At 51.2% G+C, this 20,948-nt stretch carries 22 protein-coding genes; 5 read left to right on the top strand and 17 right to left on the bottom strand.

The window, feature by feature from the left end; all coding sequences use genetic code 11:
* Positions 1-45: 45 nt before the first annotated feature.
* The 9 genes from LZ24_RS01685 to LZ24_RS01645 all read right to left on the bottom strand — a co-directional run bounded on the left by LZ24_RS01685 (position 46) and on the right by LZ24_RS01645 (position 7,501).
* Entirely contained in the window at positions 46-429 is a 384-nt protein-coding gene (locus LZ24_RS01685; RefSeq protein WP_144681697.1) for a hypothetical protein, read from the bottom strand.
* 90 nt (positions 430-519) lie between these two features.
* A complete protein-coding gene (locus LZ24_RS01680) occupies positions 520-1,065 on the bottom strand; it encodes a hypothetical protein (protein ID WP_144681695.1) in 546 nt (181 codons plus the stop codon).
* Position 1,066: 1 nt separating this feature from the next.
* Positions 1,067-2,725, bottom strand: a complete 1,659-nt coding sequence (locus LZ24_RS01675) for a coiled-coil domain-containing 22 family protein (RefSeq protein ID WP_186442868.1) — start codon at positions 2,723-2,725, stop codon at positions 1,067-1,069.
* A 22-nt stretch (positions 2,726-2,747) separates the two neighbouring features.
* Positions 2,748-4,568, bottom strand: coding sequence for a type II secretion system protein (locus tag LZ24_RS01670; RefSeq protein WP_144681690.1), 1,821 nt, complete (start codon positions 4,566-4,568; stop codon positions 2,748-2,750).
* A gap of 79 nt (positions 4,569-4,647) precedes the next feature.
* A complete protein-coding gene (locus LZ24_RS01665; protein WP_222427489.1) occupies positions 4,648-5,703 on the bottom strand; it encodes a type II secretion system protein in 1,056 nt (351 codons plus the stop codon).
* A complete protein-coding gene (locus tag LZ24_RS01660; RefSeq protein WP_144681688.1) occupies positions 5,697-5,954 on the bottom strand; it encodes a hypothetical protein in 258 nt (85 codons plus the stop codon). Before LZ24_RS01660 ends, LZ24_RS01665 begins: the two co-directional genes overlap by 7 nt.
* A gap of 36 nt (positions 5,955-5,990) precedes the next feature.
* A complete protein-coding gene (locus LZ24_RS01655) occupies positions 5,991-6,197 on the bottom strand; it encodes a hypothetical protein (RefSeq protein WP_144681686.1) in 207 nt (68 codons plus the stop codon).
* A 267-nt stretch (positions 6,198-6,464) separates the two neighbouring features.
* Positions 6,465-7,049, bottom strand: coding sequence for a hypothetical protein (locus LZ24_RS01650; protein WP_144681684.1), 585 nt, complete (start codon positions 7,047-7,049; stop codon positions 6,465-6,467).
* Between the two features lie 71 nt (positions 7,050-7,120).
* The gene (locus LZ24_RS01645; RefSeq protein ID WP_144681682.1) at positions 7,121-7,501 is read right to left on the bottom strand and encodes a type II secretion system protein GspG; all 381 of its coding nucleotides are present in this window, start codon (positions 7,499-7,501) and stop codon (positions 7,121-7,123) included.
* A gap of 121 nt (positions 7,502-7,622) precedes the next feature.
* Between LZ24_RS01645 and LZ24_RS17065 the strand changes: the two genes are divergently transcribed.
* Positions 7,623-7,772: a hypothetical protein gene (locus LZ24_RS17065; protein ID WP_186442867.1), complete on the top strand. Its 150-nt coding sequence runs from the start codon at positions 7,623-7,625 to the stop codon at positions 7,770-7,772.
* A 119-nt stretch (positions 7,773-7,891) separates the two neighbouring features.
* Here the strand turns inward: LZ24_RS17065 and LZ24_RS01640 are convergent, their stop codons facing one another.
* From LZ24_RS01640 to LZ24_RS01625, 4 genes are all read right to left on the bottom strand, one after another.
* Entirely contained in the window at positions 7,892-8,656 is a 765-nt protein-coding gene (locus LZ24_RS01640; protein WP_144681680.1) for a hypothetical protein, read from the bottom strand.
* Complete coding sequence (locus LZ24_RS01635) at positions 8,656-9,150, bottom strand: hypothetical protein (RefSeq protein WP_144681678.1); 495 nt, start codon at positions 9,148-9,150, stop codon at positions 8,656-8,658. Before LZ24_RS01635 ends, LZ24_RS01640 begins: the two co-directional genes overlap by 1 nt.
* A gap of 318 nt (positions 9,151-9,468) precedes the next feature.
* Positions 9,469-10,170: a hypothetical protein gene (locus tag LZ24_RS01630; RefSeq protein ID WP_144681676.1), complete on the bottom strand. Its 702-nt coding sequence runs from the start codon at positions 10,168-10,170 to the stop codon at positions 9,469-9,471.
* A gap of 97 nt (positions 10,171-10,267) precedes the next feature.
* Complete coding sequence (locus LZ24_RS01625) at positions 10,268-12,496, bottom strand: TonB-dependent receptor domain-containing protein (protein ID WP_144681674.1); 2,229 nt, start codon at positions 12,494-12,496, stop codon at positions 10,268-10,270.
* Between the two features lie 341 nt (positions 12,497-12,837).
* On the opposite strand from LZ24_RS01625, the gene LZ24_RS01620 reads away from it, so the two are divergent.
* From LZ24_RS01620 to LZ24_RS01610, 3 genes are read left to right on the top strand one after another with little or no spacing between them, the layout of a single operon-like run.
* Complete coding sequence (locus tag LZ24_RS01620) at positions 12,838-13,824, top strand: AAA family ATPase (RefSeq protein WP_144681672.1); 987 nt, start codon at positions 12,838-12,840, stop codon at positions 13,822-13,824.
* Positions 13,824-15,164: a DUF2201 family putative metallopeptidase gene (locus LZ24_RS01615; RefSeq protein WP_144681670.1), complete on the top strand. Its 1,341-nt coding sequence runs from the start codon at positions 13,824-13,826 to the stop codon at positions 15,162-15,164. Before LZ24_RS01620 ends, LZ24_RS01615 begins: the two co-directional genes overlap by 1 nt.
* A gap of 35 nt (positions 15,165-15,199) precedes the next feature.
* The gene (locus LZ24_RS01610) at positions 15,200-15,670 is read left to right on the top strand and encodes a hypothetical protein (RefSeq protein ID WP_144681668.1); all 471 of its coding nucleotides are present in this window, start codon (positions 15,200-15,202) and stop codon (positions 15,668-15,670) included.
* A gap of 512 nt (positions 15,671-16,182) precedes the next feature.
* Here LZ24_RS01610 and LZ24_RS01605 read toward each other — a convergent pair.
* The 4 genes from LZ24_RS01605 to LZ24_RS01590 all read right to left on the bottom strand — a co-directional run bounded on the left by LZ24_RS01605 (position 16,183) and on the right by LZ24_RS01590 (position 20,352).
* Complete coding sequence (locus tag LZ24_RS01605) at positions 16,183-17,508, bottom strand: M78 family metallopeptidase domain-containing protein (protein ID WP_144681666.1); 1,326 nt, start codon at positions 17,506-17,508, stop codon at positions 16,183-16,185.
* A gap of 209 nt (positions 17,509-17,717) precedes the next feature.
* Positions 17,718-19,178: a catalase gene (locus tag LZ24_RS01600; protein ID WP_144681664.1), complete on the bottom strand. Its 1,461-nt coding sequence runs from the start codon at positions 19,176-19,178 to the stop codon at positions 17,718-17,720.
* Between the two features lie 371 nt (positions 19,179-19,549).
* Positions 19,550-19,825: an AbrB/MazE/SpoVT family DNA-binding domain-containing protein gene (locus LZ24_RS01595; protein WP_144681662.1), complete on the bottom strand. Its 276-nt coding sequence runs from the start codon at positions 19,823-19,825 to the stop codon at positions 19,550-19,552.
* A 23-nt stretch (positions 19,826-19,848) separates the two neighbouring features.
* Complete coding sequence (locus LZ24_RS01590; protein WP_144681660.1) at positions 19,849-20,352, bottom strand: hypothetical protein; 504 nt, start codon at positions 20,350-20,352, stop codon at positions 19,849-19,851.
* Between the two features lie 414 nt (positions 20,353-20,766).
* On the opposite strand from LZ24_RS01590, the gene LZ24_RS01585 reads away from it, so the two are divergent.
* Positions 20,767-20,948: IS110 family transposase (locus LZ24_RS01585; protein WP_144681658.1), on the top strand; the 182-nt coding region annotated here is incomplete at its 3' end.

Genomic DNA, 20,948 nt, shown 5'->3' with positions numbered 1-20,948 from the left:
CAGGCAGCAGCCAGGAAAAAAAAGGCAAAAAAATTAAAAATATTTTTATTCACTTTCATGCACCCCGATCTCATACCACTGGCGGTCTTTACCCTGCAGCAGAACCCGGCGCTGCCCTCCGCTCCCCTGAACCCTGAACTCATGGCGCAGGCCGTCCATTTCCACCTCCACCCTGTCCAGGGGTCTCACCACATGGAAGCGGCGCTGGGATTTCACATAAATCACGGCCCTGAAACTGTCTTCCGTGACAACCAGCCCCCTGAGCTGCATCTGGGCTGCGGCTGCCGGATAATTGAATACCGCCATGGGCGGGGGCGGGTTTATGAAGGGTTCCCTTGCGGCAGCCCACCGGGGACTGGACAGGAAAATAATGATAAGGGCCAGTATGAGAAGAAAGGCCCGGAATGGTTCTCCTCCGAAAAAAAACATATGAAAAACCTTTCACTTAGTAAAAAAGTATAGCCATGACTAATATTTTGCAGAAAGTTATTTTCTGCCCCTGCCCTGTCCGGTCGTTTTTCAGCCCATGATCCAGATATCCATGGAGATGGCAAGGGGCCATCCCTTGTCCGGTCTTTTTATCTCTATGGCCTCCACCTTCAGGGGCAGGGGGGATCTTTCCAGTTGCTTCAGCAGCTCCGTAAAATCTGAAAAACTCCCCCTTGTTCCAAAGCGGTACACATGCCATGTAAAGAGTTCCTGTCTGGTTCCCGAGGGCCGGGCTTCCAGTACGGGCATTCCCCGGCCTTCCATCTGCTGGTAGATCCAGCTCAGGGAAGCCATGCGGCTTTCTTCCTTTCCTGCGTGTATATCCCTTTCAGCCAGGTTTTTTTCCAGTTTTTCCACATCTTCCCTGTAACTTTTCAGCCTCTGCTGCAACTGGAACAGGGGTGGGGCAGACTGAAGATCGTTGTAGTCTCTGATGGTTTTATTCAACTGGTCTCTGGCCCGTTGCATGGCAAGCTGCTGGGGATCATAGACCTTGTTCAGGTAAAAAAAGATCATGCCCGTTATCACGGCGGCAATGAGACCGAATTTTTCCAGCTTGGTTAACCTGCGGGCCATCTCAGCCAATCTCCATCATCAGGGTGAAGCCGTGGCTAAGGCCGCTGTTATTGCCTGCCCCCTGATACTCAAGGCGTTTTACCTCAACGGTGCGGGCGAGGTCTTTTTTACGAAGAAGCAGCACGTATTCCATTACGGAAGAGGCATTCACGGCAGAGCCTTGAATTTCAAAGCCCTTTTTCCGGCCGGGAAGCTGGCGGATTTCCGTAAACATGATATTTTCCGGAAGAAGGTGGATCAACTTTTCTTTGAATGCCACAAGCTCACGGATCTCCCTGCCCGAATCCCCCTCCATGAAGCGGAGCTGTCTTTCCATCTCCTCCTTCTTCTTCCTCGTCTCATCAATCTGAGTCTGAAGGCTGCGGCTGGTGTTCAGTTCACCCCGCCTTTCCTTGATCTGCTCCTCCATGGTCTGCCGCCGTTCCCGGAAATGATTTTCCTGATAACGCAGGAGAAGATAGTGGGACATGAGCAGGGCAAAAAGAAGGGAGGCCGCAGCAAGGGGCATGAGATAAATACTCTGGCGGATGCGGATGCCAAGGGGGATGGCATCGGAAATGCCGATGCCCTGCATGGTTTTTTTCCCAAGCTCCCGCATGGCCCCACCTGCGGCCATGGCAAAGATGGGGCTTTCCGTGGCACCGAGGGTGCTGAGACTGCCCGCACGGCGCATCAGCAGGGGCTCGGCTCCGGAAGGTGACAGCTTTTTCAGAAAATCCATCACCCTGTCATCCATGGCACCTGTGCCGGTTACGGCCACGGAATGGGGGGGCGGAGCCTGACGAAAATGATAAAAAAGGGTGTCTTCCAGATCCGGAATGCGGGCTCCCAGTATGTGTTCCCGTATTCTTGGGGTGCTGATATCCATGGCATTGATGGAAAGGGTGTCTCCGCCCCGGAGCAGGGCAAAGCCGGAAAAGGCATCCCCCACCTCCAGAACCGCCCTGTCCGTATCCCTGTGCATGTCCAGCAGAGGCACATGGAAGCAGACTTCTGCCGGATAAATGCGCATCATTCTGAGCCCTGCCAGCCGGAAGCGCTCCTTTACCGCCCTGTAAACATTCTGTTCCAGTACGGAAACCTGAACCAGCACCTCATCGCTTTCTTCCTGAATCTGGCCCGGCTCCTCCCTTTTTTTTTCCACCTCCACACCGGCAAGGGACTGGTGGCCGGGAATGCCCGTATAGGCTTCGGCTTCCCACTTTGCCGCTTCTCCCAGTGCATGGGCAGAGATTTTTTTTACCCTGTCCGGGTTCATGGGCAGAACCACCACCCTTGCTCTGGGGGTGATGAATACCGTGGGGGTTTTTGCCCTGCACCCTAAACGGTTGCGGATTTCCTGAAGCTGGGCAATGCCGGGCAGCTCTTCCCTGGCATCGTGGAGTTTCAGGGCCATAAAATCCACAATCTCAATTTTTCCGGCACGGCTGCGGACCAGAGCGGCCCTTATTTCATCGCCGGAACATTCTATGCCGAGGCAGCGTTTTTCCGGCAGGGGAAGGGCCTGCATTCCTGCTGCAAGGCGGTAAGGAGAAAGGGCGGCTGCCACAGAAGAAAGCCTTGCCCTAAAACCCCCTTTGGGCTGGGCCGGAGTTTTGGGAGGCTGGGGATGATCTGCCCCATCCCCTTCTTTTATTGTTGTCTGGTCCTGTTCACTCATTGAAAAAAAGCCTGCTTCCTGCTCAATTAAAATTGATGACCAGCTCCCTGTCCACCATGCGGCCGGGGCTGGCATATACGCTGAAAATACGGATAAGGCAGTTTTCTGAAGGGCAGGATTCCGGAGGATCATCACCACCCTTCCAGCAGACCAGATACCTTCCCCCTGAGGCAAGGCGTGAATCGTCCGTGTCGCTGAAGGAGAAGGCGGATGTGCAGGTGTCCTGGGTTCCATTTTCACCTTCTGTCCATGTCCATTCTCCCGATTCAACCCATGGGTCTTGGTTTTTATCCCCCGTGATGCCATAAATGCGGCAGCGGATTTTTTCATCACCTGAACCGGGACAGGCCGCCTCTATGTTATGGAAGCGGATTGTCAGCTTGAGAAAACCCGGTGTCCAGTCCTGCATACGAAGGATGCGGATGCGGTTATCACGGTTGAGATCGTGCTCCGGGTCATAGCAGGGGGAGTCATCGGTACAGGTGCCATTCTTTTTCAGGGAAAAGGTTTTTGTCCAGTTTTCCAGATCCGTCATATGGAGGCACTTGTTATCGCTGCCTGTGATGCAGAAGGAACCCGAAGGACCGCCGGAGAGAACCATGAGCTGATCCTTTTCGTTTTCCTTGATATTGAAGAAGTGAAGGGGCCTGCCCCAGGCATCCTGCAGTGTTTCAGCAGAACCGTGGGGTGCTGGGACATAGCCGTGTCGCCAGCCAACACCGAAACGGCTTTCCTTGAGTTCATGGCTGCCCCGCATGATTCCTTCCAGAGCTGTCTGGTCCCAGAGACCTCTGGGCTGGCCGTAGGTGAAAGGATTATTTTCCGATTCGCCATGGAACAGGTTTTGCCAGCCTTCACTATCGGCATTGTCGCCTGTGCAGGAAACCGTATGGCCCTCATCATTTTTACACGCCCGGTTCCAGAGTTGCGGCCAGTCCAGAAGATCGGCCGTATAGCCCGTGTTGGCACCGGCCGGGGCATCACCCACAATGGCTTTGACAGCGCTGTCCAGCCTGTCTTCGGTAATAAAAATGAGCCGCTGGGTAATGGTGCTGATGCGGCTTTGTTTTTCCATGATGTCCTGCCACTGGTGTTTTCGAAATTTTCGTACAATATTATCCTGATTGTGGGATGCATCCGGATTATAGTCTTTTATATCGTCGGGCAGGGTGGCCATGCCGTCCGGCCCCATGGAGATTATCCAGAAAAGGGCGTTGGCATCGGAGCCACTTTCTTCAGGGTCGGGGGAAATAAAAAACCGGAAGGCCTGCCCCCAGCCGTCCCGAAGCTGTTCACCGGCCTGCAGCAGATGAAAGTATTCCCTGTCCAGTGTATCCATGCCTTCATAATCCTTCTGGCTGCTGGCATAATGCCTTGCCAGTGATTTGGTTTTTCCCCGGGGGTCCCTGAGATAGGGACCTTGCCACCGGGTATCTGCGCTGCCCGGAAGATGACGGGTCCAGAGCCCCCGGGGTTGTCCCAGAGACGGAGCCTTTGGATCGGTCACCTTGGTAAAATCCTTCCACTGAAAACGGTTCTTTGTAAATTCTCCCCTTGTGTCTCCGGGTTTGCCATCTGCTGCTCCCGGCTGGAAGAGATCCGGCCATGCGCCCATGTCTCCCACATAGCCGCCGATGATGCGGCCCTTATCCAGAGGGTCCACAAGCTGGCTGTGGCCCAAAAGGGCTTCTTCAAGGGCATCCATGGCTGCCAGAGTGGCCCTTTCCCGTTCCGCCTCCCGGACCATGCCGCCAAAGGGCAGAACCATGGCTGCCATAAAGCCCATGATTCCCACCACAATCAGTACTTCCATCAGGGTGAAGCCCCTGCAGTTGCCGCCCATGCCCGACTCCAATGGATGCGGGAAGGGCTTTTGCCCTTCCCGCGGGGTTAATGCTCAGACAGATTTCTGTCTGACCGGATTAATCCATTACGGCATCAAGTGCTGTTTTGGCATCTTCCTCATCTGTAACACCCACAGCGATGGCCCACTCTTCAAAGTCTTCGGACTCAGGATACATGTGACCTTCGGGGCACTGGGTGACAAACTCAAAGCCCTGCTGTGCCTTGGCAAGGTTGAAGGTGCGGTAGGCGCCGCCATTGGCCTTGGCAATGACCTGCTCCAGATCACCTCTGAATTCATCAGTCATTCTATCCACCGTTTCTTTAAGACGGGGAAGAAGGATGCCGTAATGGTTCCAGGTGATCTGATCATCGTTCAGACCCTCGGGGCAGAGACCAGCGGCGGAAAGCATCCCTTCTTTAACCAGTGCGGAGTCAGCACCCACACCAAAGAAGATGCGGCCCAGCCACTCGGGATTTCCCCATTCAGCATATCCTTCGCCGCCAAATTCAAGGATGCCAGTTGTGGTATTGCGTGATACGCTAGGTGAGAAAGCCAGGTAAGCATCTTGGTCACTAGCACCCATACCCACCATGAGTACACCAAGGCCTTCTGCGACCCTTGCACGGTTCAGGGGGGCGGCCCTATCGTCACTATCTATAAAGTCATATTCGTCCTCATCAATACCCTCATAATTGTAGGCATTGAGATTGTAAACGGAACCGATACCAAGCCTGCGGATTCGATTGGCTTCTGCTCCACTCAGGTGGTGAACCGCAAAGAGATTGCGGTCAATAAATTCATCATCAAAGGTGGCTTTCCCTTCATCGGAAAACTCAAGCTGCCCTGTGTGGGTAGGGATCTGGTAAGAGTCATCCTCTGTATTCTGGTCCACCAGGTTAACCAGACCCGAAGGAAGGCCGCCCTTGGTTTCATAGTAGGTGGCCACTGCTGCCACCATGCGCTGCTGGTTGGTGTCGCAGACAAGTTCTTCGGTGTTACCCACAATACCCGCAAAACGGGGAGCCACCATGGCCACGAGGAAGCCCATGATGGCCACAACCACGAGGATTTCCAGCAGGGTAAAACCCTTCTGGTTCAGTTGTCTGTTTCGTTTTTTAAACATTTTTAACATTGTTTGTTGCTCCATAAAAAATTGAAGTTGTTTTTCCTATGGAGCAGCAACTCAGCCCCAGAGTCTGCCGCTGCCTGTGCAAGTTTTTCCACACTTCCCTTTTTCTGACTTTCTTTCTTCCCTGCCCTGCCCCAGGGTTCCCATGAAGAAAGAGCCTGTTTTCCCTTTTCCGGCATTGCACCGGCCTTTGGGGAATGTACTTCCTCCCTTGCCTCACCTCCCTTCACTCCGAATTGAAAATCCGTTATCATGAACCTTCCCGTGAAAGGGGAAGGATGATACCTGTTTTAGCTGCCAGCGGACCGGACTTCGGGCCAGTCCACCACAAAACGAAAATCCTTTCCGCTGCTGACGATAATTTCCTTCTGCCCCCGCTTGAGAAAACGCATCTCAAGGGAAATTTTTCCGTATCCGTCGTGCAGAAAAAGATCCGTGTAAAGCTCCATGATTTTTTCCCGTATGGGGCTGTGTTCTAAGGAAAGATGGTTTTCCATGGTGTCTGCTCCCTGTAAAAGGAAAAAGGCGTAACCGGGGCGAAAAAAAAATCGCCTTTTCCAGTTACGCCTTCACTTTCTGTCGCACATTTGCAATGCCGAAGACCGTAAGGTGTTCCTCTGTGCCTGAATTATCATTCATCGAACGGGTCCGAACTTAACCCCTTTCTTTTTCCATGTCAAGCATTTTTTTGGATAGTCTAAAAAAAATCTAAAAGCCATGGTTTTTTAGGGGTTTTTTATCTTTTTCTTTAAAAAAAACAGGCATCATTCTCCGTCCAGCCTGCGAACAGCCTCCCGGATCTGCCGTATCACATCTTCCTCATTCCGCTCACCCTCTGCCATCTGCTCCAGAAGGCTGTTCAGATCCTTCCGGGCCAGATGAATGCGGAGGCGCTGTTCGTTCAGAAGGGCCAGCGTGGCATTTACAGGCTGCGCCAGTTCCTGAAGCAGGTCATTTTTTCGGAGACAGACCTTTGTCTTTCCATGATCGCCTGTCTTTTCCAGAACCCGGATGATCCGGTAAACCGGCCCTGCAATGCGATGGGTGAGACGCAGAGTCCAGACGGCCCCTCCGATGAGTACAAGGAGCAGGATGGCAATAAATTTGTTCAGATAAGCCATGTTCACATTGATCATCATCCTCTGATCCAGAAAGACCAGATAGAACCAGGCATCTATGGTAGCTGTAATGCCCACGGCCAGCATCATGAGCAGGAGAATGCGCCAGGTAAGGCTGAGCTGAAAGGCAGGAGACACAAAAAATCTGCGTCGCCGCAGCAGTCCCTTCATGAAACGGGGCAAAGAATGCCGGATTTTCCACCTGTCCTCCCGCTGGTTTTCAAGTAACATCCTTTATCCTCCTTTGTCTTGTTGTACGGTCTGCATGAAAATCTGCTGCTTTAAAGGCCGCTTTTTTTGAATCAGGGACCTGTGCGGATCATGTCGTCTTCGGTATCAAATTCTCCATCCGGCCCGGCACTGGCAAGAACAAAGCTTCTCCGGTCCGGTCCCGTGCTGTATCTGTAAGTGTTTCCCCACTGATCCCTGTTCAGCTCCCGGAGTTCATTTTCCTGGAAGCGCTGCTGCAGCCAGCGTTCAAAGTTTCTTTCCGAAGGATAGCGGCCGCTCTGCATGAATTCATAATCCAGCATGATGGATATACTTCGCAGGTCACCGGCCGCCGTCACCCTCTGGGATGCCGTCATGGTTTCTTCATAGAAACCCTGAATCTCATCCATGTTCAGGGCAATGGCACCGCTGACCGCAGCGGCGAGAACGAGTCTTTGAAGGATATCAATCATAATCTTTCCGGTTAAGGGGCTTCCCGCCGCGCGGGAGATATGGGTGTCCAGCTCTTGTGTGTGACAAATCTTATTTTGTATGCCTAAAAAAAGTCAAGGAATTTATTTTGATGTCCTGTTTTTGCAAAATGAGAAAATATGCGGACAACGGGACGGCCAGCGCAGTCTTTTTCAGGCCAGGGATCAGATGGTACAGCTCCGGCTGGCAAGTCTGGATGCGGCACTGGATCTTTATAAGGTACTGGGCGGCGGGTGGGAGAGGGGGGGCTGAGCAGCAGGCTAAAGTTTTTGGCTCATCACATCCCTTAACGAGCTGACGGATTTCTCAGGAGCTTTAAAAGGCCTGCCCTGTTTTGGATTGCTGCTTCTGTACTGATGTGATCAAAGGGGTCAGAATGTAAAGAAGAACAGGTAGCTGACAAAAGCCGTAAAGGCTGTAAGTGACAGACTGCCAGTCAGCCACATCATCCAGTCAAAGAATGCCTGTTGTTTCATGTCTTTGTGGGTAACAGCAATTAAAGGAAACGTCAGATCGCAGTGTCCGGCCAACCGGTAAGGGGCGGGCTGCCTGCTGGATTTCTTTTCTTCTGGTTCCGGGGACTTTTGCGGTACAAGCCGCCCGCATACCCATACCGGCGTATCGGTAGGGATAATTTTTTCTTTGATGTCTACGGTGCAGGAACGCAGCCCCTTCCAGAAGTCCGGATCAATATCAAGGGTTTCCAGTCTCTTTCTTATGGTTTCAGGCAGGGCGCGGCCCACCCATTTATGGTAATGATATTCAGGCAGTATCCAAAAACACCCTGTGTCCCTTTCAGGGATTTCAAAGGACCAGTCCCCCGAAATCATTGTTATTTCTGCCTGAGAGATTTCGTCCAGATAGATCCGGCTTTTATTTTTGGAGTATCCTTTTTTTACAAGGCTTATGGAGTACACACAGGGTTCCTGTAAGAGCAGGGACAGGCCGGGGGTGCCTGACTGAACCTGAACCAGAGAGCAAAAGGGTTCCTCAGGCGCAGTCACCTGCTGCACAGGGCTCTTGACGCGCTGAAGGGTTCTCCAGTTGGCGCGGGTTGTGGCCAGACCTGCCATCACCAGCAAAAGGCTCAGGCTTGTAAATGTAAGATAAAGTAACCATGCAAATATGGGTGACATCAGTACGGCTCCTTACGGGATCCTGGTGAAAACCGGGGGACTGGCCTGAAGATAAAATACAGGGCAGCATTTACAGCCATAAGGAAAAGGGCAAAGGCAAAACCTGTTACCCATTTGGTTTTGGCAGAGGTTTCTTTCTGACCGATCATCATGGCATTATGCGGTGCACCAGACTCATACATGACAGAAACCTGCTGGCTGTGGGTGAGCATCTGATATTGTTCCTTTTCAACAGGCGCTTTAATGGTCAGGCGCCGGTCCTGACCCCCTGCATCGGTTCCGGCATAGTCGATGTAAGCAAAATAGCGTACCCGGCTGCCCCGCCTGCTGATGGTCTCACTGGCTGTACCCTGAACATAACCAATGGTTTTTTCTCCATGATTTTCCATACGCTTCATCTGCTGCAGGTGATTCAGCCCATCATAAATTTTAAAGGCCATAATGGCTGCAATCAGGATTGCGGTTACTGAATAAATTAAGCTGGTTGTTTTCATGGCTTCTCTAAAGGTTTGGTATGGTGCATTGAGGTCGAACGGCCTACAAAGTCAGCAGCCAGAATTTTTCGCCTTGTGAAAAAAGTCGCAGTCAAGCACCCCTCTTCAGCAATGGAAGGTTCAGGTTTGATTTTTTTAGAAAAAAACTTCAAACATGAAGAATATTAAAGCATATCTGAATGGATAATGACAGGGATTCTTATATTTGAAAAAAGAATTACATGCAGAAATCAGGGGGGGATATTCCCGGACAGTGGACACCCATTGCGGTGCCTGCTGTCCGGGATGGTGCTTTTTTATGATTTTTCAGGAAAAAAACTACCCTTCCTGCGTTTCTGCGTGCTGCCGCCTCTGGTTCCGGATATTCCGTCTCATCTCCGGCTCCGTCATGCTGCCCCAGGGAATGAAGGTATAAACGGCAGTGGTTTCAAAGGCTTCGGAGGGATGCACAAGGGGCAGGGTCTGGAAAATGTAGCTTCGCAGATCCGTGCGCCTCTGCTGGGTTGTTTCCTCTGTGGGTGCTGCAGAGGAACAATAGGAATCCGCCCCTGCCCAGACATCCCTTTTCAGACTTACGGTGACGCCCTGCAGGGTGGATTTGCGGTAAAACTGAAGCACATAGTTTTCCATGCTGCGGTCAATACCCGGAGGAGGCCAGGTGCGGTTGGCGGGGTTGCCGCCCTTCAGAATGAAATCCAGTGTGTCTAAAGGCCCCCCACCGATGCGGCTCATGACAACGATATCGTCAAGGTCCGGTGTGTCTTCTCCAAAGAGGGTGTCGATGCCATAACGGATGGCAACGAAGCTCAGAATGGTGCCCGGACATGTCTTGTTGAAGAAATCCAGCACATCCGTAAGATGGATGATGCGGATTTCTCCGTTCTGTGTGGCTGTCAGGGGAGGAAGGTTTTTCAGGGCTTCCGGATAGCTTCTTTTTTCTGAAGCCATGAGGGGCGTTGCCGCAGCCATGCATATCAGGGTGAAGCCGAGAATACAGCTGCATAAGCGGTGCATCATCATTTATATCCTTTCATTTTTTTCCCCGGATCTGATGCGGATGGCCATTTTGCATCCCTCTGCCCTTTCAGGCAGCATCCGACAGATCCGGGGAGGGTTATTAAAATTTTGCGCTCAGACTGGCGAAAATATTCCGGCCTTTAGCCACACGGGAAGTGGTTTCCACGTCTCTGGCATTGATATAGGCCTGATCAAAGGCATTGTTTACACCCACAAGGATTTCCAGATCCTTTGCAAAAAGATTCATGGAGCGGATATCCGGAGTCCATGCGGCAAGGAAGTTGGCCTGTGTGTAGCTGTCTCTGACATACCAGTGGGTTGTTCCACCGCTCACGAGGGTTTCTGGGTTCTGGTCCGGCTTGAGCCAGTGATGAACGGTGGTGCTGATTTTAAGGCTGTGAAGGGGCCTTGCATAGGCGCTGAAGGTGACTTTATCGGCAAAGGCCTGGGGGGCTTTTTTGCCCGTGGCATCATCGGTCATGTTGAGATGGGAAAAGCTTGCACTGAAGCCTGCCCGGAAGGCGTCATAGGACGCTGAAAGCTCGTACCCCTCGCGGGAAACGCTGTCGATGTTTTTATATGTGGCATAAACTGCATTTTCATTCATGGGATGATCTTCTGCTCTGGGTCCGTCGTGATCCGGTGCAAGATTGATCATGTCCTCAATTTTACCGTCAAAATACATGGCTTTAAAGCGGAACCGGTCTTCATCCCTCAGGATATTTCTGCGGGTATAGGAAAAGCCGCCTTCAAATTCCTTGGCGATTTCCGGTTTAAGATCCGCATTGGGCAGATACCAGTAATGGCGGTTGAGGGGGCCTTCGGAGGAGGTTTCATGGGGTGTGGGAGCACGGAAGGATTCGGAGTAGTTACCCAGAAGGTGGAAGCCCTCAAAAAGGCGGGCACTGAACCCTATCCTTGGAGAAAAGTGATCACCGGAGTAGGCCTTGCCTCCTCCCTTTACCTTGCGGTCAAAGCTGTCAAAACGGCCGCTGGCCTGCAGTACAAGAATGTCATCAAAAAATGAGGACTCCAGATGGGCATAATACCCCATGTCTTCATAGGTATTGGGCATGGAGCCAAAATCACTGACGGTGCCGTTTCTCACATAAATGGCATCTTCTTCCCTTTTTTCAAAATCCGCTCCCACAAGGAGGCGGTTGCTGGCTGTCAGGGCAGAAAAGTGCATTTGGTTGCGAAGGCGCAGGCCCCAGCGCTCATCCTTGTTTTCATAGTCCAGCTTGTCCTTTTCTCCTCTGGCATTAAAGGAGTCAAAGCCCCTGTCGTAGCTGGAATCAGCCCTGTACACCGTTGCACCGAAATCCAGCCATGGAGAATGGTTAGGGTTGTGGGTGAAGCTGGCGATCATATCCCTCTGGGTGAGGGTACCGATGACGGGTCCGGTTACGGTGCTGTATGAGGTATGCCAAAGGCTCTGCCAGGTGACTTTGGAATCTTTTGAAAAATCATAATAGGAAAGGGTCAGTTTTGAGGCATCGGTAAAATTGTAGCCCCCCTTGATAAAAAGAATTCTGAGATCCTCATCGTTATCAACTTTTTTTGAGCTTGTATCATTTCCGGCACTGTATGCCTTGGCAAGGGTTCTGTCCCCATGCTGACCTTTTTTACCGTAAATCAGCATCTCATATTTCTGGTCTTCCGGTGCCGCGGCAAAGGCCACATAACCTTCCCTGTAGTTGTTGTCTTCATAGCGGAATTTTGTGGCCATGCCAAAGTTCTGACCGGGAACCATGAAATCATAGGCATCCTTGGTGCCCATTTCCCCCACACCGCCGATGGCACCACTGCCGTGTACCCCGGAGGATGCGCCTTTGACCACTTCTATCCTCTTTAAAAGATCATTATCCGAACGGAAGGTTGAGATCTGATTGGAAAAAAGGGAGGCGGAACGCCTGACGCCATCCTGAAGGATAATGACCCTGTCTTCGGACTGATAACCGAAGCCGCGGATGTTGAACTGCTGCCCCATGGCCCTGCCGGAATCCCCCCCTGTGGTGACACCGGGGATGGAAGTCATGGCTTCAATGACCGTACTGGAACTTTTCAGATCCTCTTCCCCCAGAACCGTCACCGATCCGGGATATTTCTGCACATCCGTTGCAATGCGGGTACCGATGACCGTTACTTCGGACATGGCAATGGCTGTATCTTCTTTTTCCTTTTCCATCGCCGATGAACTGAAGGCAAAGGCTGTGAGGGTGAGCCCCAGCCCCAGTGCCCGGGCGATCTTCCATGGAACAGGTGATTTTTTCCCCTTGTCTTTTGTCTTTAAAAGACTTTTTTGCCTTTGGCTGCATGGTAACAACATGAATAATCCTTTCTCTTTGGCTGGTGGTAAGTGCGGGGAACATTAAATTTTTTTTCATAGCTTAGATTTTTTTGCCATCCATATGATTTCGGAAAGCCAAAGTCAATTCAAAAAAATAAGGTATGCCGAAAAAAATACATATTTCAAAAAAAGAAGGAGTCTCGGATATTAGCCCCTGCTTTTTAAAGATAAAATGAATTTTTTATAAGGATGCAGGCCCTCTTGCCAAAAAAAGGCGAAGCAATATATTTTTGGTAGACCAAAAAGGGTTTGACAATAAAAATATCTTCGGGCATTTTCAGAGTCTGGAAATTACAGATTTTATCAGGAGAAAGACTGTCATGAGAGCCCGTCTGGTACAGAGCACCGTAGAAACCCTTGTAAAAGCAGGCCAGCCCCTTTACCTCTGGGGGCCTCCGGGAATAGGAAAAAGTGATGTGGTACGGCAGGCAGCCGCAGCCATGGACCGGGAACTTGTGGATATCCGCGCCCTGCTTCTGGATCCCGTGGATCTTCGGGGGCTGCCCCGCATAGAAAAGGATGGCCGGACCTCCTGGTCTCCGCCGGATTTCCTTCCCGTAAAGGGCAGGGGTATTCTTTTTCTGGATGAGCTGAATGCCGCCCCGCCCTTAGTACAGGCCGCCTGCTATCAATTGGTTCTGGACCGCCGCATCGGAGACTACAAACTGCCCGATGGCTGGTCTGTGGTGGCTGCGGGCAACCGGGAGACGGACCGCTCCGTCACCCACCGCATGCCTTCGGCTCTGGCCAACCGCTTTACCCACATTGATTTTGAGGTCCGCATTGAAGACTGGGTGGACTGGGCGCTTCAGGAGGGAATTGCACCGGAAGTCATTGCTTTTCTGCGTTTCAGACCGGCCCTTCTGCATCATTTTGATCCCACCCGCAATGAAAAGGCCTTTCCCACCCCCAGATCCTGGGCCTTTGTTTCCAGAATTCTGGATGCAACGGAAGACGAGGAAATCCTCAGCGCCCTTGTGGCCGGAACCGTGGGTGCCGGAGCTGCCGCAGAGTTTACGGGCTATCTTGCCGTATGCCGGGAGCTGCCTTCGGCTGAAAATCTGCTGAGCAACCCGGATACCTGGAAACTGCCAGCGGAAGACCCGGCCCTTCTCTATGCCCTCTGCGAACTTCTGGCCAGCCATGCATCCAGTAAAACCTTTTCAGCCATCACCCGCATTGCATCAAAGCTTCCCGTGGAATTTGCCGTACTTCTGATAAGGGATGCCATCAGAAAGGATACCCGTCTTGTGGATACTCAGGAATTTATCCTCTGGGCAGAAAACCATGCGGAGATTTTTGTCTGATGCCTCCTTCAGAACTTTTATCCGGGTCTCCTGCCTTTCTCATGCGCAAGGCCAGAACCCATCTGCTTCTGGATCACCCCTTTTTCGGAACCCTTGCCATGGGCCTTGAAATTGCGGCGGATCCCGGCTGTAACTCCGCATGGACGGACGGCAGAACCATAGGGTATCAGCCCGCATACATCCGGGCCCTGCCCTTTGAAAGCCTGAAGGGGCTTCTGGCCCATCTGGTGCTGCACACGGCCCTTGGGCATCATACCCGCAGAAAGGACAGGGACCCTTCCATCTGGAACATGGCCTGCGACCACACCATGAACTGGATGCTTCTGGAGGCGGGGTTCAGGCTGCCCGAAGGCTGGCTGGATGATCCTGCCTTCAGGCATCTTCCTGCGGAAACCGTGTATGAGCGTATTTTAAGCCGCATGGATAAAAGGGAGGGACAGGGACTTTCCGATCCCGGTTCCGGCGAAAATGGCGATGGTGAGGAAATGGAAGGTCCGGGTGCCGACGGTGAAAAGGTAGCCGGAGACAGCCACACCCATGGGCCTTCTGCCGGATCCGGTGAAGGCGCAGGAGATGAAGGGGGCGCAGGATCTGCCGAAGAAGAAAAAGGGGATTCGGATATTTCCGACCCCGGTGGCGGTGATCCCGCAGGAACGGGCGAAGTGCGGGACGGGCAGCATCCGGGGGATGCTTCCGACGGAGAAGCGGAAGCATCGGCCATGGAAACCCTGCTGGCCAAGGTCCTCCTCACCCGCAGGGATGCAGGCGATCTTCCTGCCAGCATAGAGCGCAGTATCCGTGACACCCTTGAACCGGGCATGGACTGGCGCATGCTCCTTTCCCGCTTTGTGGACCAGACAGCGAGAAGCGATTATGCCTGGTCACCCCCCAACCGACGTTATCTGCATCAGGGACTTTATCTGCCATCGGTCCGCAGTGAAGACGCAGACCGTATTGTGATTGTGGTGGACACTTCCGGCAGCATATCCCCCGGGGAACTGGATATGTTCTGTGCGGAAGTGTCCGCCATCCTTTCTGCCTTTTCCGGTGAAATCCTTGTGATGGGCTGTGATATGGCCGTTGGAGGGGTTTTCAGGCTGACCCGCTCGGATCTGCCCATGGAACCCCTTTTCACAGGCGGAGGAGGTACGGACTTCAGGGCACCCTTCAGATGGCTTGAAAAAGAAGGCCTTGCGCCCCGCTGCCTGATTTATCTGACCGATCTTGCCTGTGAGCATTATCCGGCAGATCCGGGTTTTCCTGTTTTATGGGCGGTTTGCGGGAATGATGCCAAAGCGATGCCACCCTTTGGTGAATGTCTGGCTCTGGGTGGGGTGTGATGGAACACAAAACAGTATGAAGAAAGGAGATCCCCTTGGAAATTCGATGGAGCATTGATAAAAAAAGAGGTAATTTCCGCCCCGTTTTAAGCTGGAGCATTACACTGGAGCCGGCAGAAAAAGAGCTTGGTATGGCCCCCCTTGCCGTGGATACGGAAATACCCATGCCCCCTGCCTACTGGGAGAGCCATTGCTATCCGGGTCAGCATGAAAGGAGCGGAAAGCCCCTTGGCGGAAGCTGGGAAGTGCTGACACCAGCCCATAAATCCGGAAGAAGTGAAGGCCGCATGATTCTTCCATGGCGGGAGAACAATGCCTATCCTGAAGTGATCACAGGCTTTGAAAGGGTGCGTGAAGCCATGGAAAAGGCCCTTAGCGAGGCTGCGGCCAGCACGCCCATGCATGAGGAAGAAAAAATGGCTCTGGGGAAAATGGTTCGGAAACAGCTGGCTCCCGGCCTTGCTGCGGACCGCATGCTTTCTTCGGTTCTGAAGAGGGTGGCATAAGAATTTCTCATTATCGCTTAAGCTCAGTCATGTCCGGATTCTTATCAGGCCATGACTGGGCTGATTTTTGCCTTTCTTGATCATATCCTCCATGGTGCGGGCCTTGTGATCGATAAGGGCTTTTTTTAGTTCTCATTCATTAAGAGTAACTGTTCAGCACAGTTTTCCAGGTACCATACCTGCAAGGCAGATGCACAGGCCCCAGGCTATTTGCCCGTGACGCAATCTTATTCGGGAGCTTTTTGCCCTGTGCGGAAGCGGCAAAAACTCCCCGCCACAGGCAGGATAGGCTTTTTGATTACCATAGCAGGCCTTGGTACGCTGCCTTTGTGGCGGCTCAGACAGTTTGCCGCTTCTTTCGCACAGGCCTGCAAAGCTCTGATCCGAAACGATTGCAATGTCACTTGCAAATAGCCACGGAGCCTTGCAACAGTACGAAGCTGCTGCAATTACAGCATTGACAGTTCGGAATAAACTGTTCTGAATAATTACCATTAAGAAGCATCTCCTTTTCAGAATGAAAGGGGCGATGTAAAAAAGGAAAATTCCCTTTCTCCGGAAGAATGGCTGTTCAGCAGAGAAGCAATGGTCTGTACACTCACGTCAAAATGATCTGCGGCGTCTTCAATGGCCTCTTCGGAATAATCATCCTGTAAAAAAGCCATCAGACCATCCATGGGGCATAAAAATGCGGCGGCAAAAGCCCTCTGATATCTTTGTCTGGCTGTGCCAAGGTCTGTATTTGTCAGCCAGTGGCTGTCACCGGTGCAGATATAATCACCAATGTAACGGGCCAGTTCAAATCGTTTGCTCAAAGGGTGTCTTTTTCGGGGGATAAATTTTATATGCTGGTGAAAGGCTGGGATACCTACTGAAACCAAGGACCTGCATGGTGGGCTCCATTTATCCCTGTCCGATGCGGCAATTCCTAAAAGGTCAAAGAGCCTTGCTGTTTCAATGGCTTTGTGCCTGTTTCCGATTTCCTCCCTTAATTTTCGGGCGTCCTCTACGGCCACCCTCCAGGGTGCAGTATCGGAATTTGTCTCCCTTCCCATGCTTTTTGTTGAAAATTCAGGCATCCCCATAACTCCGGGGGCATGTAGAAATGCTTCAATGGGTTTCAGCGGCTCTGTTTTTCCGCCTTTGCCGTAAACGGGTGCCAGTTCTGAGAGGGTCTTTTCCCCACAGGCAGCATACAGTTTCAGTGCATTATCCATAGTTTCGGGTGGGCATTCATCGGGATCAAAACCCATCAGGGCTTCCAGTTTACGGTAAATCATGGAATCTCTGTTCTGTTCCTCGTCCCTTATGATTTTAAAGAAGACGGAAAGATCAGAGGCGTGCAAGCCCACGGCATCCAGCCTGCTTTCAATGGTGGAAACAAAGTCCAGAAGCACACTTCGGAAAACGGCAATGGGTATGGATACGGGAGAGTCTATGCGTTTGATGTATCTGACAGATTGCTGATTATCATCACTGGATGGGGTTGACCATATCTGAACATTTTCACCGTCACTGGCAAACATAATTTCTGGCCAGACAAAGCCATGATTGGCAGCACCCAGCCCATGGGCCATTCTCCAGCCCATATCGGGCCTGCGGGCTGGTGATGGCAGGGGTTCATAAAGCAGCCGCCACCAGTTTTGCAAGGCCCACATGGCTAAAGGCCAGGTGGATACAAGAACATGATCCTGTATGGAGCGGGACCAGATATTCTCATTTTTTGTAAGGTTGTGCCCGTCTGCATAGATTTCAAGCCGGGCTGTGGTAGCACTGAATTCCGGTGATCCGGAGCCGGTGTCGGACCAGCTTTGACGCAGCTCAAATTTTTTCATCACGGGCTTTCCATTCATGAATCACTGCATGGGAAAAAGGATCGGACTCCGGCTGTCATTCAAAAAAAGCCGGAAGAATTCTTCTCTTCCGGCTTTTCCATGGTTTTGGTCACCTATGCCTTGTCAGTCAAGTATTTATGGTGGAAATTCATTTTCCATAGCCGTCGGCTGAAAGCCAGTCTTTTGAGTAAAATGCCTTTTTTCTGGTATTTTTACTGGGGCACTTCCTCCAAGCCAATACCCAAGGCTTCGGCCACCCCTTTGCCATAGGCCGGGTCTGCCTTCAGGCAGTTTCCTATGTGCCGGATCTTGATTTCTCTGGGCGCATCCCCCATGGCACGGGCCGTGTTAGCGAAAAGGGCTTCTTTCTGCTCACCATTCATCAGTCGGAAAAGGGCAGCGGGCTGGGAATAATAATCCGTATCTTCCCTGTGGTTCCAGTGATCCGCAGCGCCTTCAAGGCTTAAGGGCGGCTCGGAAAAATCCGGCTGTTCCTGCCATTCTCCGTAACTGTTGGGTTCATAGCCAAGGGTGCTGCCGTGGTTGCCGTCCACCCGCATGGCTCCGTCCCTGTGATAGCTGTGGAAGGGGCAGCGGGCCTTGTTCACGGGAATGAGATGGTGGTTGACGCCCAGGCGGTAGCGCTGGGCATCCCCATAGGAGAAAAGTCTTCCCTGCAGCATTTTGTCCGGGGAGAATCCGATGCCCGGAACCACATTGGCCGGGTTGAAGGCAGACTGCTCCACTTCCGCAAAATAATTTTCAGGGTTACGGTTCAGCTCCAGTACCCCCACTTCCTTCAGGGGATAATCCTTGTGGGGCCAGACCTTGGTCAGGTCAAAGGGATTGTAGGGGCAGGAAGAAGCTTCCTTTTCCGGCATGATCTGTACAAAAAGGGTCCAGCGGGGAAAATCGCCCTTTTCAATGCTCTCATAAAGATCCCGCTGATGGCTTTCACGGCATTGTCCGATGAGGGCTTCGGCTTCGGCATCGCTGAGGTTTTTGATGCCCTGCTGGCTTTTGAAGTGGAACTTCACCCAGTAGCGTTCATTTTTTCCATTGATGAAACTGAAGGTATGGCTGCCGAAACCGTGCATGTGGCGGTAGGTGGCGGGGATACCCCGGTCGCTCATGACAATGGTGACCTGATGCAGGGCCTCGGGCAGGGAGGTCCAGAAATCCCAGTTGTTTCTGGCACTGCGCAGGTTGGTGCGGGGGTCCCGCTTCACCGCATGGTTTAAATCGGGGAACTTCAGGGGATCGCGCAGGAAGAAAACGGGGGTGTTGTTGCCCACCATGTCCCAGTTGCCCTCTTCCGTGTAGAATTTAACGGCAAAACCCCGGATGTCCCTTTCCGCATCCGCAGCGCCCCTCTCACCGGCAACGGTGCTGAAACGGAGAAAAAGGTCTGTTTTTTTGCCGATCTCAGAAAAGATTTTTGCCCTTGTATAGGGCGTGATGTCGTGGGTGACGGTGAAGGTGCCGTAGGCTCCGGAACCCTTGGCGTGCATCCTTCGTTCCGGAATCACCTCCCTGTCAAAGTGGGCCAGCTTTTCCAGAAACCACACGTCCTGAAGAAGCATCGGTCCCCTGGGCCCTGCGGTGAGGGCATTCTGGTTGTCCGGAACGGGTGCGCCTGCATTGGTGGTGAGTTTTTTCTTTTCTTCTGTCATGCAGCATCTCCTTTGGGGTTTTAAGGGTTGGAGCTGGAATGAAATTGAATGTTCATTCAAAAACTAAAAAGAAAAGTTTAGGGTAATAAGGGAGGAAATGGATAATCTTTTTTAAACTATGCGTATCTTATGGTGCCATCTCCCTATGGGCGGTGGCTGAGGTTCTCGAAGTCAGGGGCCGGGTTGAGGGGACTCATTTCAGAATTCTTCAATCTCAGAAAATGGTCTTATGGCTGCCGAAAAAAGAGTAGGACGGGGCGGGTATGGCTGTCAAGTTATTGTGGTGTTTTAGTGCGGCACTGTGTTTCAAAAATAATGATTTAGCGTATTTTGTTCAGACTGATGTCGGGTCAAGCGGAACTAACCAGATTTCAAATCTGTGAACATCTTTTTTTACCACCCCGGTCTCCTTCATCTGCCAAAGGAGCATCCAGCCAGACTTGATCCGCTTCGATCAATTCATTTGCAGTAAGGGCTTTATCAAAAGCCTCTTTCCAGCCTTCTCTGTTTTTCTTGACAGGTTTTATTAAAAGACCGTTGTCTATGATTTTGAACTCCAGTTGCCTGTCTTCCAATCCTGCCTGCTCAATGAGGGCCTTTGGAATGCGGATACCTTGTGAATTCCCTATTTTTATTAAAGTTGCCATTTCAGCCTCCAGATGCGGTTAATTTAATTACAATGTAACTGCAATGGATTCCTTGGCAATTGTAATTTTCTGCTGATTCGGGCCACGGGTTTTTCAAGTGCAGCATATCTTTCTTCGCGGATCTCATGGGTGGTAATTTTGCTATTCACTTCTTTTTTTATATTTTCGACATCTCTCATGAGTGCCTGATAATCATTTACAATGGCACCAATGTTGACAAGCCTGTAATCCTGCTGGAACTCCCTGATTGTCATCAGGGCCAGATTAATTCTGTAGTCGTATGCGTCAAAGAGAGCACGCTTGCAATGGTTCTTTGCCTTAGACAGATCCTCTGCATTCTTGCATTGCAGGTATTGGGTCAGATGATAGCCTGCGTAGCGAAGCTCATTGATAACAGGAACAACCATATCGCTGGTTGTATTTTCAATTTCTTTAAGAACAGCTTCCGTTTTACCAAAAAGCCTGACGATGGACTGAAGGTCTTCATCAGACTCATTTTGGGAGACAGCTTTATTTTGAGAAGACATGTGTCAGATTTTTTTTCTTGATTACGTCAATATCATCCTGAGTGACATAGTTCCCCATCTGGAGATTTATGTTTCCCCGCGCTCTTCTCTTGGTGAAATGACGCATATGTTCCCGAATAAATTTTTTCCCGTCAAAAACAGGGATCTGAGGGAAAAACAAGCGATAATATGTTGCCAGTATATTCATCTCTTTTCTCATTTTTTTATTTTGCAATACGAGGGAAGCCAAAAAACAAAGGGTTTGATAACAAAAAAAGCCCTGATTTGTCAACATAAAACACAAAAGGGGTCTGATAATCATATAAAGGATTACCTCACCGAGTCTTGTAAAAAATTGACACCTCCCTATTCATAGTAAGACTATGAAACCAAGGGCAAGAGACTTAAATCTCAATAGGATTTAGGAGGTGTCTTATGAAAACTTACGCTGGAATTGACCTTCATTCAAGCAATAATTTTATTGTAGTCATTGATAACGATGACAAACGGCTCTTTGAAAAACGAATACCCAATAATATTGAAAATGTTCTGAAAGCTCTTGAACCCTTTAAAAATAGTCTGGACGGCGTGGTAGTTGAGTCTACTTACAATTGGTA

The sequence above is a fragment of the Desulfobotulus alkaliphilus genome (assembly GCF_007830435.1).
Taxonomy (GTDB): Bacteria; Desulfobacterota; Desulfobacteria; order Desulfobacterales; family ASO4-4; genus Desulfobotulus; species Desulfobotulus alkaliphilus.
This window is presented reverse-complemented; position numbering and strand designations above follow the sequence as displayed.